Source organism: Citrobacter sp. Cpo045, from assembly GCF_030332875.1.
GTDB classification, from domain to species: Bacteria; Pseudomonadota; Gammaproteobacteria; order Enterobacterales; family Enterobacteriaceae; genus Citrobacter; species Citrobacter portucalensis.
Genome location: NZ_JAOWGZ010000103.1, coordinates 763,713 through 779,069, shown reverse-complemented (window position 1 = coordinate 779,069; position 15,357 = coordinate 763,713). Strand labels below are relative to the sequence as shown.

Below are 15,357 nucleotides of genomic sequence, written 5' to 3'. Positions count from 1 at the left end.
GCTTGTTAAAAAAACAGGTAGAATAGCGCCCATCAATGCCACGATGTCGTGGCATCTTTTTTTCAGGAGGAACAATGTCTCAGGTTCAGAGTGGCATTTTGCCAGAACATTGCCGTGCGGCGATTTGGATTGAAGCCAATGTTAAAGGCGACGTTGATGCCCTGCGTGCGGCCAGCAAAACCTTCGCCGATAAGCTGGCGACCTTTGAAGCTAAGTTCCCGGATGCGCATCTGGGCGCGGTTGTCGCTTTTGGCAACAACACCTGGCGTGCATTGAGCGGCGGCGTCGGTGCTGAAGAGTTAAAAGACTTTATCCCTTACGGTAAAGGTCTGGCACCAGCAACCCAATATGACGTGTTGATCCATATTCTCTCTTTGCGTCATGACGTGAATTTCTCTGTTGCGCAGGCGGCAATGGAAGCATTTGGCGACTGTATTGAAGTTAAAGAAGAAATCCATGGTTTCCGTTGGGTCGAAGAGCGCGATCTCAGCGGCTTTGTTGACGGTACGGAAAACCCGGCAGGCGAAGAAACGCGCCGTGAAGTTGCCGTTATCAAAGATGGTGTGGATGCCGGTGGCAGCTATGTGTTTGTGCAGCGTTGGGAACATAACCTGAAGCAGCTTAATCGCATGAGCATCCATGACCAGGAAATGATGATTGGTCGTACCAAGGAAGCCAACGAAGAGATCGACGGTGATGACCGTCCGGTCACCTCTCACCTGAGCCGTGTTGACCTAAAAGAAGACGGTAAAGGGCTGAAAATTGTGCGCCAGAGCCTGCCATACGGTACTGCCAGCGGCACGCATGGTCTCTATTTCTGCGCCTACTGCGCTCGTCTGCACAACATTGAACAACAATTGCTGAGCATGTTTGGTGACACCGACGGTAAGCGTGATGCGATGCTGCGCTTCACCAAACCGGTAACCGGCGGCTATTACTTTGCACCGTCGCTGGACCGTTTAATGGCGCTGTAATGGCGAGCTGATCCTGTTATCGGCCACGAAATAGACATCCCCGCATCGTCGGGGATTTTTTTTACCTGAGATTAACCTGATTTAGTGAGCTATTCCTCAGCACTAATTTGTTATTGCTGTATCTTCTGCGTGAATGAAGCGAAGGCTTTATATTCAAAAGGAGAATATTGAAATGGGAAAACTCACGGGCAAAACAGCATTGATTACGGGCGCATCTCAGGGTATTGGCGAGGGTATCGCCAGAACGTTTGCCCGCCATGGTGCGAACTTAATCCTGCTGGATATCTCCGATGAGATTGAAAAACTGGCGGATGAGTTGGCTGGGCGTGGGCACCGTTGCACAGCCGTTCACGCTGACGTCAGAGATTTTGCGTCGGTCAAGGAAGCGGTGACGCGCGCGAAGCAGATTGAAGGCAAAATCGATATTCTGGTGAACAATGCCGGCGTATGCCGCCTCGGCAACTTCCTTGATATGAGCGATGAAGATCGCGATTTCCACATTGATATCAACATTAAAGGCGTCTGGAACGTGACGAAAGCCGTTCTGCCGGAGATGATTGCGCGCAAAGATGGGCGCATCGTGATGATGTCATCGGTGACCGGCGATATGGTTGCTGACCCGGGCGAAACGGCCTACGCGCTGTCGAAAGCCGCGATCATCGGTTTGACCAAATCCCTGGCGGTAGAATATGCGCAGTCCGGCATTCGCGTGAACGCCATTTGCCCTGGCTACGTTCGTACGCCGATGGCGGAAAGCATTGCGCGTCAGTCTAACCCGGAAGATCCTGAATCCGTTTTAGTCGAAATGGCGAAAGCGATCCCGATGCGTCGTCTGGCCTGCCCGCTTGAGGTCGGTGAACTGGCGGCGTTCCTGGCATCGGATGAGTCCAGTTATTTAACTGGCACGCAAAACGTGATTGATGGCGGCAGCACTTTGCCTGAAAGCGTAAGCGTCGGCGTCTGATTGATGCCGGTCTCCTCCCCATGTGCTGGGGAGGAGGTACCCCTTATTCTCTTTTCAACTTTCAAATCATCAAACGGTATATAAAACCGTTACTCCTTTAGCACTGGTTATAAATATGATGACCATAAGAAAGTCATTTAATTTATAAGGGTGCGCAATGGCCGTTAACTTACTGAAAAAAAGAACACTGACGCTGGCAGCCATGCTGTTGCTGGTGGGGCAGGCGCAGGCAACGGAACTGCTGAACAGTTCATACGATGTTTCCCGCGAGCTGTTTGCCGCCCTTAATCCGCCGTTTGAACAGCAATGGGCGAAGGATAACGGCGGCGACAAACTGACGATTAAACAATCTCATGCCGGGTCATCAAAACAGGCGTTGGCGATTTTGCAGGGGCTGAAAGCTGACGTCGTGACCTATAACCAGGTGACCGACGTGCAGATCCTGCATGACAAAGGCAAGCTGATCCCTGCCGACTGGCAAAGCCGCCTGCCGAATAACAGTTCGCCATTCTATTCCACCATGGCGTTTTTGGTGCGTAAGGGCAACCCGAAGAATATCCACGAATGGAACGATCTGGTTCGCCCGGACGTGAAGCTGATTTTCCCGAACCCGAAAACCTCCGGTAACGCACGCTATACCTATCTGGCTGCGTGGGGCGCGGCAGATAAAGCGGACGGTGGGGATAAAGCTAAAACCGAACAGTTCATGACCCAGTTTCTGAAAAACGTGGAAGTATTTGATACCGGCGGTCGTGGTGCAACTACCACCTTCGTGGAGCGCGGTCTGGGCGACGTACTGATTACCTTTGAATCGGAAGTGAACAATATCCGTAAACAGTACGAAGACCAGGGCTTCGAAGTGGTGGTGCCGAAGGTCAACATTCTGGCGGAGTTCCCGGTGGCCTGGGTAGATAAAAATGTGCAGGCCAACGGTACTGAAAAAGCGGCGAAAGCTTACCTGAACTGGCTGTACAGCCCGCAGGCGCAAACCATCATTACCGATTTCTACTACCGCGTGAATAACCCGCAGGTAATGGACAAGCTGAAAGATAAATTCCCGCAGACCGAATTGTTCCGTGTGGAAGATAAGTTTGGCTCGTGGCCTGAAGTGATGAAAACGCACTTTGTCAGCGGCGGTGAGCTGGACAAACTGCTGGCGGCGGGGCGTAAGTAAATGTTTGCTGTTTCTTCCCGACGTGTGCTGCCCGGCTTCACTTTGAGCCTGGGCACCAGCTTACTGTTTGTCTGCCTGATATTGCTGCTGCCGCTGAGCGCGCTGGTGATGCAACTGGCGCAAATGAGCTGGGCGCAATACTGGGATGTGATTACCAATCCGCAGGTGGTGGCGGCTTATAAAGTGACGCTGCTGTCGGCGTTTGTGGCGTCGATTTTTAACGGCGTGTTCGGTTTGCTGATGGCGTGGATCTTAACCCGCTATCGCTTTCCGGGCCGTACGCTGCTGGATGCGCTGATGGACCTGCCGTTCGCACTGCCTACGGCGGTGGCAGGTCTGACGCTGGCGTCACTGTTTTCGGTTAATGGCTTCTACGGCGAGTGGCTGGCGAAGCTGGATATCAAGGTGACCTACACCTGGCTCGGTATCGCGGTAGCGATGGCCTTTACCAGCATTCCGTTTGTGGTGCGTACCGTGCAACCGGTACTGGAAGAGTTAGGCCCGGAATATGAAGAAGCAGCTGAAACGCTCGGTGCTACGCGCTGGCAAAGTTTCCGTAAAGTAGTGCTGCCGGAGCTGTCTCCTGCGCTGGTGGCGGGCGTTGCGCTGTCGTTTACCCGCAGCCTCGGTGAGTTTGGCGCGGTTATTTTTATCGCCGGAAACATCGCATGGAAGACGGAAGTGACCTCGCTGATGATTTTTGTTCGCTTGCAGGAGTTTGACTACCCGGCCGCCAGCGCGATTGCTTCTGTGATCCTCGGGGCTTCGTTGTTGCTGCTGTTTTCAATTAACACTCTGCAAAGTCGCTTTGGTCGACGTGTGGTAGGTCACTGATGGCAGACATTACCCAATTGAAACGCTATGGCGCACCCCGCATCAACTGGGGAAAATGGTTTCTGATCGGCACGGGCATGCTGGTCTCCGCGTTTATTTTGCTGGTGCCGATGATTTACATCTTCGTGCAGGCGTTCAGCAAGGGATTAATGCCGGTATTACAGAACCTGGCGGATCCGGACATGCTGCATGCCATCTGGCTGACGGTGCTGATTGCGCTAATTGCGGTGCCGGTGAACCTGGTGTTTGGTGTGTTGCTGGCCTGGCTGGTGACCCGTTTTAACTTCCCAGGACGCCAACTACTACTAACGTTACTGGATATTCCATTTGCTGTCTCGCCGGTGGTCGCCGGTCTGGTCTATCTGCTGTTTTACGGCTCTAACGGCCCGCTTGGTGGGTGGCTGGATGAGCATAACCTGCAAATTATGTTTGCCTGGCCGGGGATGGTGCTGGTGACAGTGTTCGTGACCTGTCCGTTTGTGGTGCGTGAGCTGGTGCCGGTGATGTTAAGCCAGGGCAGCAATGAAGATGAAGCGGCTGTGTTGCTGGGTGCATCCGGCTGGCAGATGTTCCGCCGCGTTACGCTGCCGAATATCCGTTGGGCATTGCTGTACGGTGTGGTGTTGACCAACGCCCGTGCGATTGGTGAGTTTGGTGCGGTGTCAGTGGTTTCCGGCTCGATTCGCGGCGAAACCCTATCGCTGCCGCTACAGATTGAATTACTGGAGCAGGACTACAACACGGTCGGCTCCTTTACCGCCGCGGCGCTATTAACGCTGATGGCGATTATTACCCTGTTTTTGAAGAGCATGTTGCAATGGCGTCTGGAGAACCAGGAAAAACGCGCGCAGCAGGAGGAAAATCATGAGCATTGAGATTGCCAATATTAAGAAGTCTTTTGGTCGCACCCAGGTGCTGAACGATATCTCGCTGGATATTCCTTCAGGTCAGATGGTCGCGCTGCTGGGGCCATCCGGCTCGGGCAAAACCACGCTGCTGCGCATTATTGCCGGGCTGGAGCATCAGTCTAGCGGGCATATCCGTTTTCACGGTACCGACGTCAGCCGATTGCACGCCCGCGACCGTAAGGTGGGGTTCGTGTTCCAGCACTATGCGCTGTTTCGTCATATGACCGTTTTCGACAATATCGCGTTTGGTCTGACAGTTCTGCCACGGCGTGAGCGTCCGAACGCGGCGGCGATCAAAGCCAAAGTGACCAAACTGCTGGAAATGGTTCAACTAGCTCATCTGGCGGACCGTTTCCCGGCACAGCTCTCCGGCGGGCAAAAACAGCGCGTGGCGTTGGCGCGTGCGCTGGCGGTAGAGCCGCAGATCCTGCTGCTCGACGAACCGTTTGGCGCGCTTGATGCGCAGGTGCGCAAAGAGCTGCGTCGATGGCTGCGCCAGCTGCATGAAGAGCTGAAATTTACCAGCGTGTTTGTTACCCACGATCAGGAAGAAGCAACGGAAGTCGCAGACCGCGTGGTGGTGATGAGTCAGGGTCATATCGAACAGGCTGATGCGCCGGATCAGGTATGGCGCGAACCGGCTACTCGTTTCGTCCTGGAATTTATGGGTGAGGTTAACCGCCTGCAGGGGACGATTCGTGGCGGCCAATTCCATGTGGGCGCACACCGCTGGCCGCTGGGTTATACGCCTGGCTATCAGGGACCGGTGGATCTGTTCCTGCGCCCGTGGGAAGTGGACGTGAGCCATCGTACCAGCCTGGATTCGCCGTTGCCGGTACAAGTGCTGGAAGCCAGCCCGAAAGGACACTACACCCAATTAGTTGTGCAACCCCTGGGGTGGTATAACGAACCGTTGACGGTAGTCATGCAGGGCGATGATTCCCCTGGCCGCGGCGAACGTCTGTTTGTCGGGTTGCAAAATGCGCGCCTGTATAACGGCGACCAGCGTATTGAAACTCGGGAAGAGGAACTTGCCCTGGCGCAAAGCGCCTGATAGGTTAATTCGTATAGTTATCATCCGGTGGCGCTGCGCTTACCGGGCTTACCAGGTGCAGCATGACCTGTAGGCCGGGTAAGTACAGCGCCACCCGGCATTTTTATTGAGCTGAAAACGTGAACACATTAGAACAAACAATTGGCAATACGCCTCTGGTGAAATTACAACGTCTGGCGCCGGATAACGGTAGTGAAATTTGGGTCAAGCTGGAAGGCAATAATCCCGCAGGTTCGGTGAAAGACCGCGCCGCGTTGTCGATGATCGTCGAAGCGGAAAAACGCGGAGAAATTAAGCCAGGCGACGTGCTGATTGAGGCGACCAGCGGTAATACCGGAATTGCGCTGGCAATGATCGCCGCGCTGAAGGGCTATCGCATGAAGCTGCTGATGCCAGACAACATGAGCCAGGAGCGCCGTGCGGCGATGCGCGCCTATGGTGCCGAGCTGATTCTGGTCACCAAAGAGCAGGGGATGGAAGGCGCGCGCGATTTAGCCCTTGAGATGGCGCAGCGGGGAGAAGGCAAGCTGCTGGATCAGTTTAATAATCCGGATAACCCGTACGCGCATTACACTACCACCGGACCGGAAATCTGGCAGCAGACGTCAGGTCGTATTACCCACTTTGTCTCCAGTATGGGAACGACAGGCACCATTACCGGTGTGTCGCGTTTTCTGCGTGAGCAAGAAAAAGCGGTCACTATCGTTGGCCTGCAGCCGGAAGAGGGCAGTAGTATTCCGGGAATTCGCCGCTGGCCTGCGGAGTATATGCCAGGCATTTTTAACGCCTCGCTGGTGGATGAGGTGCTGGATATTCACCAGAACGATGCGGAAAACACCATGCGTGAACTGGCCGTGCGCGAAGGGATTTTCTGTGGTGTCAGTTCTGGTGGCGCGGTAGCGGGGGCGTTACGTGTGGCGCGCGCGACCCCGGGAGCGGTGGTGGTGGCGATCATCTGCGATCGCGGCGATCGCTACCTTTCAACCGGTGTGTTTGGCGAAGAGCACTTTAACCAGGGATTAGGGATTTAGTTTTCAGCCTGATAACCATAGCACTATCAGGCAAACGTACGGCACGAGCGCCGGATGACGACGTAAAGCGTCTTATCCGGCCTGCCATAATCAATCGTTACGTTTTTCCACAAGCTTATCAAGGAATTGCCACAGTTTCTCATTCATCTGCTGATAATCCCATGCTCGCATCTCTTCAACGGAACGGATGAAACGCTTGCCTTTAGCTTCCGCCAGTTCTTGTTCGGAGTGTTGAATAAGCCCTTCTATAGCATCAGCCGTAAACTCCATATGGCACTGAAAACCATAAACAAAATTACCGTATTGCACGATTTGTCGTGGGCAGCCCTCGCTGGCAGCAAGAATGGTCGCCTGGTCGGTTAATCCTGGCATGTCGTTGTGCCAGTGACCGACGGTAAGCGGTGAGCCGAAATGGCTGAACAGCGGGTGCTGTTGACCGGCTTCGGTCAGAACGATGGGGTAGTGACCAATCTCTTTTTCCGGACTCTGGCACACCTTCGCACCCAGCGCTTCGCCGATTAACTGTGAACCCAGGCAGATCCCTACCACAATTTTACGTGCCGCAATCGCCTGGTTGATCAGATGCTGCTCGGCCTGAGAATCAAAGTACGGGCACTCTGCCAGCGTGGTTCGTGGTGACTGCGGACCGCCAAACACCACCAATATATCGAAATCATCGGCGTTCGCAGGGACCGCTTCTCCGGCATAAACGCGCGACCAACTGACGCTATAGCCGCGTGATTCGGCCCACGGCAGATACGCGCCAGCAGATTCGAAAGACTCATGAATAACAAAATGAACTCGCACTTTTTCTCTCCTGTTAGCGTTTTAGCGCCTGATGAATATCAGCCGCCAGCTTATCAATGTCGCTGTCAGTTAAGGTTGACAGCGTAATACGCAGGCCGTGGGCAGGCGTGTTGACGCCAAACACTTCGCCTTCCCGCACCAGCCAGCCGGACTTTGCCAGCGCAAAAGCGATCGCCTGGCTGTTATCTTCCAGCGGTAGCCACATATTCAGACCGTCACCAACGGGCAACTCAATGCCATGTCGCCGCAGTGCTGCCGCCAACGTTTGCTGCTGGGCGGCGTAAAACTGCTGAGTTTGCGCCAGCGTGTGTTGATAAGTCTCGTCACTCAGGCAGGCGCAGGCCAAATCCTGCAGCAGGTGGCTGACCCACTGACTGCCGGAGTTGAGTCGTAAACGCAGTTTCCCGGAAGTGACGGGATCGCTGGCCACGATAGCCAGGCGTAAGTCCGGGCCTAAGGTTTTCGACATCGAACGGACAACCGCCCAGTGTGCAGTTTCCTTTGCAATCACCGGATACCAGCGGCAGGCGGACAGCAGCGCAAAGTGGTCGTCGACGATCGCCAGCACCTGCGGGTAGCGGGCCAGGATTTCCTGCAATTGCGCCGCGCGTGAAGCGCTCAGGCTGCATCCTGTCGGGTTATGCGCGCGCGGTGTCAGAATCACTGCCCGCGCACCTTTCTGTAGCGCGAGTTCCAGTAGGTCCGGCAGCATGCCTTCGTGGTCAACATTGGCCGGACTGGCGGAGAAACCAGCATAACGCAGCATGTTGATGCTGCTCAAAAAGCATGGATCTTCTACGACAACGCTATCTCCAGGCAGTAAATGGGCGCACAGTAGCCGTTCGATAGCATCAATGGCGCCGCTGGTGATATCAATTTCCCCTTTGCCGGGCATTGCATTTTGCATCCATTGTGATGCCCATACCTTAAGCCCTGGTGATACAGCGGCATCTCCGTACAACCGCGGATTCTTATTTATCTTCGCGAAATAACTACTCAGGTCAGGAAGACGCGAGGGCGCTGGATTACCGCCGGAAAGATCGATAAGCGGGGTATCCGGATTACCACCTTCCAGCGCAACGGGGGCAGTAATCCCCTTAATCACCGTGCCGTTGCGTCCCAGGCTCTGCGCCAACCCGGAGGTGACCAGGCGTTTGTAAGCCGCCGCGACAGTATTGCGGTTCACGTTTAATGCCGTTGCCAGTTCCCGCACTGGCGGCAACGTTTCGCCTGCTGCCAGCGTGCCTGTAGTGACATGTTGACGGATACTGTCAAAAATTTCGTTAGCGGTTTTTCCGTCGATCATTATTGACCTATGACAAAATGAATTTTAGCATATGACGATAATAGTGAGGCGTAGGCCCGCTGTCCAGCGAGAGGAGAAATTTATGGAGCAGGGGAGTGATATCCAGTCAGTGCTCTTTGACGACACGAATCGAGCGTTACAGACCGATATCGTCGCCGTCCAGTCACAGGTGGTGTATGGCAGCGTAGGTAACAGCATCGCCGTCCCGGCCATTAAAGCGCAGGGGTTACGCGTGACGGCAGTACCCACGGTGCTGTTCAGTAATACCCCGCATTATGAAACCTTTTACGGCGGCGTTATTCCGTCTGACTGGTTTAGCGGCTATCTCCGCGCCTTAAGCGAGCGTGATGCCTTGCGTGAGCTAAAGGCGGTGACAACAGGATACATGGGCAGCGCGGAGCAAATCGCCTTGCTGGCACAGTGGCTGAAAACCGTTCGGGCCACGCATCCGGACCTATGCATTTTGGTCGACCCCGTGATTGGCGATACGGATAGCGGCATGTATGTGAAAGCCGAAATCCCGGAAGCTTATCGTCAGCACCTGCTGCCGTTGGCACAGGGGCTGACGCCGAACGTGTTCGAGCTGCAAATGCTAAGCGGAAAGCCGTGTCGTACGCTTGATGAAGCCATTACGGCGGCACAATCACTGCTCACTGACACCCTGAAATGGGTGGTAATTACCAGCGCGCCGGGGGATACCGAAGAGATTATTAACGTTGCGGTGGTGACGGCTGAAACGGTTGAGGTGTTAGCCCATCCGCGAGTGAAAACGGATCTGAAGGGGACTGGCGATCTGTTTTGTGCAGAGCTGGTGAGCGGCCTTGTACTGGGGAAAGCGCTGACGACCGCGACGCACGACGCCGCGCAGCGGGTGCTGGACGTGATGACGTGGACGCACCAGTGCGGTTGTGATGAATTAATTCTGCCACCGGCAGGGGAGGCGCGATGAAGAGTTACCGGCTGGTAGTTCGCCAGAATGGGCGTATGGTTGGACATTTTGACACCAACGGGGCAGCAGCGCTGGAAGATATCTGTGTAGCGCGGGCCATGTTTGGTATTGCGGGTGGCTACGACTGTGAATTGTTAGTGGCAGACTCGGAGCGACGGATGCTGGAAAGCGGGCCGGAAGGGATGAAGATTCTGATGCGCGAGGCGTGTTACCGACCGGTCACCTCACAAATTTAACGCTTTTCCGACCTATAAAAGATAAAAATCGTTATCGGGGTATATACAAAATCATTCAGGTTGCATCAAGGCGGCAAAGGAGAGAATCCCTGGGAGCGTACATGAGTACGTGACTGGGGTGAGCGACTGCAGCCAACACAGAGGCAATCTGAAGGATGAAGTATATAAAAAAAATGGCGCCTGATGGCGCCATTTTTCTCTGCAAAAAGAATTACTTCTTGATGCGGATAACCGGAGTCTCACCCACTGTCACGCTACCGGACAGTTTGATCAGCTCTTTGATTTCGTCCATGTTGGAGATAACAACCGGAGTCAGGGTAGACTTGGCTTTTTCTTCCAGCAGCGGCAGATCGAATTCAATAACCGGGTCGCCCACTTTCACGCGCTGACCTTCTTCAGCGATGCGTTTGAAGCCTTCGCCTTTCAGTTCAACGGTATCAATACCGAAGTGAACAAACAGCTCAATGCCGCTGTCGGATTCGATAGAGAAAGCGTGGTTGGTTTCAAAGATTTTGCCGATGGTGCCATCAACAGGAGCAACCATTTTGTTACCGGTTGGTTTGATAGCAATGCCATCACCAACGATTTTTTCAGCAAAAACTACATCCGGCACGTCTTCGATGTTGACGATCTCGCCAGAGAGCGGAGCAACGATCTCAATAGTTCCGGTGTCTTTCTTATCATCAGAAACCAGAGATTTCAGTTTATCGAACAAACCCATGATCTTCTCCTAAGCAGTAAATTGGGCCGCATCTCGTGGATTAGCAGATTGTTTTTTCTTCAATGAACTTGTTAACCAGCGTCATTAACTCGTCCGTTGTCGGTTGAGCAAGAGCCTGCTCTGCTAACACCTTCGCATCTTCGAAGTTCGTGTTACGGATAATCTTCTTAATGCGCGGGATAGAAATGGCGCTCATAGAGAATTCGTCCAGACCCATCCCCAGCAACAGAAGTGTAGCACGTTCGTCGCCTGCAAGCTCACCACACATGCCAGTCCATTTGCCTTCAGCATGAGAAGCATCAATAACTTGCTTGATCAGCGTCAGCACAGATGGCGACATCGGTTGGTAAAGGTGTGAAATCATATCATTACCACGGTCAACTGCCAGGGTGTACTGCGTTAAATCATTGGTGCCGATACTAAAGAAATCAACTTCTTTGGCTAAATGACGCGCAATTGTTGCCGCAGCTGGTGTTTCCACCATCACGCCAATCTCAATGCTCTCGTCAAATGCTTTACCTTCGTCGCGCAGTTCCTGTTTGTAGATTTCGATCTCTTTGCGCAGTGCACGCACTTCTTCAACAGAGATGATCATTGGGAACATGATACGCAGTTTGCCGAAAGCAGAGGCGCGCAAGATAGCGCGAACCTGGTCACGCAGGATCTCTTTACGATCCATGGCGATACGCACGGCACGCCAGCCCAGGAACGGGTTCTCTTCTTTCGGGAAGTTCATGTACGGCAGTTCTTTATCGCCGCCGATGTCCATGGTACGGACGATGACCGCCTGAGAGCCACAGGCTTCAGCAACGGCTTTATACGCAGCAAACTGTTCTTCTTCAGTTGGCAGCGATTCACGGTCCATGAACAGGAATTCGGTGCGGTACAGACCCACACCTTCAGCGCCGTTACGCTCGGCGCCTTCAACGTCACGAACGGTACCGATGTTGGCGCAAACTTCAACCTGGTGACCGTCCAGCGTGATAGCCGGCAGATCTTTCAGCTTAGCGAGTTCCGCTTTCTCGGTTGCAACCTGCTCCTGAACGGCACGCAGTTGCTCAATAACGTCGTTGGTCGGATTGACGTAAACCTGATTGTTTACGGCATCCAGAATCAGATAGTCGTCGTTTTTCACCTGAGAGGTTACGCTACCCGTACCTACGATAGCAGGCAGTTCCAGAGAACGCGCCATGATAGAGGTATGGGAAGTACGTCCGCCCGCGTCAGTGATGAAACCCAGCACCTTGTTCAGGTTCAGCTGTGCGGTTTCTGACGGGGTCAGGTCTGCGGCAACCAGGATAACTTCGTCCTGGATAGCGCTTAGGTCAATAATTGCCAGACCCAGAATGTTACGCAGCAGGCGTTTACCGATGTCACGTACGTCAGCCGCACGTTCTTTCAGGTATTCATCATCCAGCTCTTCCAGGGCTGTGGCCTGACCTTCGATAACTTCATGCGCAGCTGCATCAGCCGTCATGTGCTTATCTTTAATCAGGGCTATGATTTCCTGCTCCAGCTCCTCATCTTCGAGCAGCATGATATGCCCTTCAAAGATGGCTTCTTTTTCTTCACCGAACGTTTCACCAGCTTTGGTTTTGATCGCTTCCAGTTGCGCAGATGCCTTGGCACGACCGCTCAGAAAACGTTCAACTTCCTGATCAACCTTGTCGGCAGAAATTTTTTTCCGGTCAATGACGATTTCGTCTTCTTTCAGCAGCAGTGCTTTGCCGAAAGCGATACCCGGGGATGCTAAAATGCCTGAAATCATAACCCTACCTTACTTGTGACTGATATTTAAAAGAACTCGTTGAACTTACTCGAGTTCAGCCATCAGTTTAACCAGATGCTCAACTGCTTTCTGCTCGTCTTCACCTTCTGCGGACAGGGTGACAACGGTACCCTGAGTCAGGCCCAGAGTCTGCAGTTTAAACAGGCTTTTGGCGCTAGCGCTTTTGCCGTTGGAAGTCACAGTAATTTCAGAAGTAAAGCCTTTTGCTTCTTTAACAAACTGAGCAGCAGGGCGAGTATGCAGACCGTTCGGAGCGGTAATGGTAACTTCTTGCTGGAACATTATATTTCCCCAACTTATAGGTTTAGTGTTGTGGAACTAAAGTCTAGCCTGGCGGCTCAACTTTAGCCTGTATTGTTAGCATCGGCGTAAACTGGACGCGACACAAAAGGAGTTCGGTGCAATCCGTTGCTGGCAACTTCTTGCCGCTGACGTTTCGTTCGTCATTAAACATTATGCCGCGAAAGGAAGAGTTGAACCAAATCATAAAATCGATTCAGCTAGCGCTTTTCCTGTAACGATTAATTTCGCGCATCAAAATAATTAGTTTGGTTAAATACCAGTTCCGGCGGGTTGAATCAATGCCAGGCGAGTTGAAACTTTGAAGCAGGCCACAAAAAAGCACCCAAAAGGGTGCTTTTTTACGCGTTTTTAACATGCTGGCACTACTGTTGCAGTTCTTTCTCTGTAAAGAGATCGGCAAACAGTGCAGTGCTCAGATAACGCTCACCCGATGACGGTAGAATAACCACTATATTCTTATTGGTAAAGGTTTCATCTTCCTGGAGCTTAAGCGCGGCAGCAACCGCAGCACCGGAAGAGATACCCGCCAGAATACCTTCTTCTTCCATCAGGCGACGCGCAGTAGAAATAGCTTCATCATTAGTGATGGCAACGACTTTATCGATAAGCTTCAGATCAAGGTTGCCCGGAATAAAGCCTGCGCCAATGCCCTGAATTTTATGCGGGCCTGGTTTGAGTTCTTCACCTGCCAGCGCCTGGGCGATAACCGGGGAGTCGGTAGGTTCAACCGCGACGGTGATCAGATCGGTTTTGCCTTTAGTGCCTTTAATGTAACGGGTCACACCAGTCAACGTACCGCCGGTACCGACGCCGGAGATAAAGACATCAACCTGACCATCGGTATCTTCCCAGATTTCCGGGCCGGTAGTTTTTTCGTGGATTTCCGGGTTTGCCGGGTTGCTGAACTGCTGCAGCAGCAGGAATTTTTCCGGATCGCTGGCCACAATTTCTTCCGCTTTCTGAATCGCGCCCTTCATACCTTTTGCGCCTTCGGTCAGCACCAGGTTCGCGCCCAGCGCTTTTAAGAGCTTGCGGCGCTCAATGCTCATGGTTTCAGGCATGGTCAGAGTCAGTTTGTAACCGCGAGCTGCGGCAACGTAGGCCAGCGCAATCCCTGTGTTGCCGCTGGTTGGTTCGACCAGCTCTACACCCGGTTTCAGTACACCACGTTTTTCGGCATCCCAAATCATGTTGGCACCGATACGGCATTTGACGCTAAAGCTTGGGTTGCGTGATTCCACCTTCGCCAGAATGCGTCCGTTACCGATACGGTTCAGTCGAACCAGCGGCGTATGACCGATAGTCAGCGAGTTGTCTTCAAAAATCTTACTCATGGCCTGTCCTTAACTGTATGAAATTGGGATACCGCTTCAGCATACCTGTTGAGAAAGTATGGGGAAGTAAGGAATTCGTATATCTATATGCCACCAGGAAATAATGCGTTGCAGTATGGAATAAGAGCGGGCATAAGCCAGCCCGCTTTTACACATTTTTTCATTACTTCCATAACGCGTGCTTAGCACGATAGCAGTCTACCCACATCGCTGTGGCACCACAAACCGCGACCGGCATGATGAACAGATTGAGCACCGGAATCATGGTGAACAGGCTGGTCAATGCGCCAAATTGCATATTGGTGACCTTGCGTGTGCGCAGCGCGACGCGCATCTCCTTAAAAGGCACCTTATGGTTATCAAACGGATAATCGCAGTACTGAATGGCCAGCATCCACGCGCTGAACAGGAACCACAGCACCGGGGCGACGGTCTGCCCAATACCCGGAATGAAATAGAGGATCAGCAACACGACGGCGCGCGGGAGATACCACGCCAGCTTTTGCCATTCACGTTTCATAATACGGGGAACATCTTTCATGATGCCGAGAACGCCGGTGTCAGGCGGTGTTGCGCCCGTTAAGCGTGCTTCCAGCTGTTCTGCCAGCAGACCGTTAAACGGCGCGGCAATCCAGTTGGCTATGGTGGAAAACAGGTAGCCGAACACCAGTAGTACGGAGATAGTGACAATCGGCCACAGCAAGTAGCTGAGCCACTGAAGCCAGTCAGGGACGTGACTCATCAGCGCGGGGATCCAGTTATCGAGTTGTGTGAATAGCCACCAGAATGCGCCGCCCATCAGCAGGATATTCACCAGCAAAGGCAGGATGACAAAGCGACGAATGCCCGGTTGGGTGATGAGCTTCCATCCCTGTGAAAAGTAATAAAGGCCGCTGCGAGGTACGACTGCAGATGATGAAACCATGGTCAGGACATACTCCTTGTTATATAAGCTCTGGTAAACTTTGCGTAT

General features: G+C 53.1%; 16 protein-coding genes. 9 read left to right on the top strand and 7 right to left on the bottom strand.

Going from position 1 to position 15,357, the window contains the following annotated elements; translation table 11 throughout:
* Positions 1-74: 74 nt before the first annotated feature.
* From yfeX to cysM, 7 genes are all read left to right on the top strand, one after another.
* Positions 75-974 (top strand): porphyrinogen peroxidase, encoded by a 900-nt coding sequence (gene yfeX, locus OGY13_RS19725; RefSeq protein ID WP_003835022.1) that lies wholly within the window; start codon positions 75-77, stop codon positions 972-974.
* 172 nt (positions 975-1,146) lie between these two features.
* Positions 1,147-1,938: an SDR family oxidoreductase UcpA gene (ucpA, locus tag OGY13_RS19720; protein WP_003835020.1), complete on the top strand. Its 792-nt coding sequence runs from the start codon at positions 1,147-1,149 to the stop codon at positions 1,936-1,938.
* A gap of 157 nt (positions 1,939-2,095) precedes the next feature.
* A complete protein-coding gene (gene cysP, locus OGY13_RS19715; protein WP_003835019.1) occupies positions 2,096-3,112 on the top strand; it encodes a thiosulfate/sulfate ABC transporter substrate-binding protein CysP in 1,017 nt (338 codons plus the stop codon).
* Positions 3,113-3,946, top strand: a complete 834-nt coding sequence (cysT, locus tag OGY13_RS19710) for a sulfate/thiosulfate ABC transporter permease CysT (RefSeq protein ID WP_003038061.1) — start codon at positions 3,113-3,115, stop codon at positions 3,944-3,946.
* Positions 3,946-4,821, top strand: a complete 876-nt coding sequence (cysW, locus tag OGY13_RS19705; protein WP_003038064.1) for a sulfate/thiosulfate ABC transporter permease CysW — start codon at positions 3,946-3,948, stop codon at positions 4,819-4,821. The genes cysT and cysW overlap by 1 nt, the downstream gene beginning before the upstream one ends.
* Positions 4,811-5,908: a sulfate/thiosulfate ABC transporter ATP-binding protein CysA gene (cysA, locus tag OGY13_RS19700; RefSeq protein ID WP_213752106.1), complete on the top strand. Its 1,098-nt coding sequence runs from the start codon at positions 4,811-4,813 to the stop codon at positions 5,906-5,908. Before cysW ends, cysA begins: the two co-directional genes overlap by 11 nt.
* A gap of 119 nt (positions 5,909-6,027) precedes the next feature.
* A complete protein-coding gene (gene cysM / locus OGY13_RS19695; RefSeq protein ID WP_003835014.1) occupies positions 6,028-6,939 on the top strand; it encodes a cysteine synthase CysM in 912 nt (303 codons plus the stop codon).
* 90 nt (positions 6,940-7,029) lie between these two features.
* Here the strand turns inward: cysM and OGY13_RS19690 are convergent, their stop codons facing one another.
* Together OGY13_RS19690 and ptsJ are read right to left on the bottom strand one after the other, a co-directional pair.
* Positions 7,030-7,746, bottom strand: a complete 717-nt coding sequence (locus tag OGY13_RS19690) for a type 1 glutamine amidotransferase (protein ID WP_213752105.1) — start codon at positions 7,744-7,746, stop codon at positions 7,030-7,032.
* Between the two features lie 13 nt (positions 7,747-7,759).
* Positions 7,760-9,052: a MocR-like B6 salvage transcription factor PtsJ gene (gene ptsJ / locus OGY13_RS19685; protein ID WP_213752104.1), complete on the bottom strand. Its 1,293-nt coding sequence runs from the start codon at positions 9,050-9,052 to the stop codon at positions 7,760-7,762.
* Positions 9,053-9,134: 82 nt separating this feature from the next.
* Here ptsJ and pdxK point away from each other — a divergent pair, with 82 nt between their 5' ends.
* Positions 9,135-10,001, top strand: coding sequence for a pyridoxine/pyridoxal/pyridoxamine kinase (gene pdxK / locus OGY13_RS19680; RefSeq protein WP_213752103.1), 867 nt, complete (start codon positions 9,135-9,137; stop codon positions 9,999-10,001).
* Positions 9,998-10,237, top strand: coding sequence for a hypothetical protein (locus OGY13_RS19675; RefSeq protein WP_008785406.1), 240 nt, complete (start codon positions 9,998-10,000; stop codon positions 10,235-10,237). The genes pdxK and OGY13_RS19675 overlap by 4 nt, the downstream gene beginning before the upstream one ends.
* A gap of 211 nt (positions 10,238-10,448) precedes the next feature.
* On the opposite strand, the gene crr is transcribed toward OGY13_RS19675, so the two are convergent.
* The 5 genes from crr to cysZ all read right to left on the bottom strand — a co-directional run bounded on the left by crr (position 10,449) and on the right by cysZ (position 15,309).
* Complete coding sequence (gene crr / locus OGY13_RS19670) at positions 10,449-10,958, bottom strand: PTS glucose transporter subunit IIA (RefSeq protein WP_000522253.1); 510 nt, start codon at positions 10,956-10,958, stop codon at positions 10,449-10,451.
* Positions 10,959-10,998: 40 nt separating this feature from the next.
* Positions 10,999-12,726, bottom strand: a complete 1,728-nt coding sequence (gene ptsI / locus OGY13_RS19665; RefSeq protein ID WP_008785405.1) for a phosphoenolpyruvate-protein phosphotransferase PtsI — start codon at positions 12,724-12,726, stop codon at positions 10,999-11,001.
* Between the two features lie 45 nt (positions 12,727-12,771).
* The gene (gene ptsH, locus OGY13_RS19660; RefSeq protein ID WP_002913505.1) at positions 12,772-13,029 is read right to left on the bottom strand and encodes a phosphocarrier protein Hpr; all 258 of its coding nucleotides are present in this window, start codon (positions 13,027-13,029) and stop codon (positions 12,772-12,774) included.
* Between the two features lie 383 nt (positions 13,030-13,412).
* Entirely contained in the window at positions 13,413-14,384 is a 972-nt protein-coding gene (gene cysK / locus OGY13_RS19655; protein WP_003038091.1) for a cysteine synthase A, read from the bottom strand.
* 163 nt (positions 14,385-14,547) lie between these two features.
* Entirely contained in the window at positions 14,548-15,309 is a 762-nt protein-coding gene (gene cysZ, locus OGY13_RS19650) for a sulfate transporter CysZ (RefSeq protein ID WP_095533163.1), read from the bottom strand.
* Between the last annotated feature and the right edge of the window lie 48 nt (positions 15,310-15,357).

Excerpts from the sequence above, each read along its gene's own strand:
- yfeX (WP_003835022.1), top strand. The coding sequence starts at position 75 with ATGTCTCAGGTTCAGAGTGGCATTTTGCCAGAACATTGCCGTGCGGCG.
- ucpA (WP_003835020.1), top strand. The coding sequence starts at position 1,147 with ATGGGAAAACTCACGGGCAAAACAGCATTGATTACGGGCGCATCTCAG.
- cysP (WP_003835019.1), top strand. The coding sequence starts at position 2,096 with ATGGCCGTTAACTTACTGAAAAAAAGAACACTGACGCTGGCAGCCATG.
- cysT (WP_003038061.1), top strand. The coding sequence starts at position 3,113 with ATGTTTGCTGTTTCTTCCCGACGTGTGCTGCCCGGCTTCACTTTGAGC.
- cysW (WP_003038064.1), top strand. The coding sequence starts at position 3,946 with ATGGCAGACATTACCCAATTGAAACGCTATGGCGCACCCCGCATCAAC.
- cysA (WP_213752106.1), top strand. The coding sequence starts at position 4,811 with ATGAGCATTGAGATTGCCAATATTAAGAAGTCTTTTGGTCGCACCCAG.
- ptsJ (WP_213752104.1), bottom strand. The coding sequence starts at position 9,052 with ATGATCGACGGAAAAACCGCTAACGAAATTTTTGACAGTATCCGTCAA.
- pdxK (WP_213752103.1), top strand. The coding sequence starts at position 9,135 with ATGGAGCAGGGGAGTGATATCCAGTCAGTGCTCTTTGACGACACGAAT.
- OGY13_RS19675 (WP_008785406.1), top strand. The coding sequence starts at position 9,998 with ATGAAGAGTTACCGGCTGGTAGTTCGCCAGAATGGGCGTATGGTTGGA.
- crr (WP_000522253.1), bottom strand. The coding sequence starts at position 10,958 with ATGGGTTTGTTCGATAAACTGAAATCTCTGGTTTCTGATGATAAGAAA.
- ptsI (WP_008785405.1), bottom strand. The coding sequence starts at position 12,726 with ATGATTTCAGGCATTTTAGCATCCCCGGGTATCGCTTTCGGCAAAGCA.
- ptsH (WP_002913505.1), bottom strand. The coding sequence starts at position 13,029 with ATGTTCCAGCAAGAAGTTACCATTACCGCTCCGAACGGTCTGCATACT.
- cysK (WP_003038091.1), bottom strand. The coding sequence starts at position 14,384 with ATGAGTAAGATTTTTGAAGACAACTCGCTGACTATCGGTCATACGCCG.
- cysZ (WP_095533163.1), bottom strand. The coding sequence starts at position 15,309 with ATGGTTTCATCATCTGCAGTCGTACCTCGCAGCGGCCTTTATTACTTT.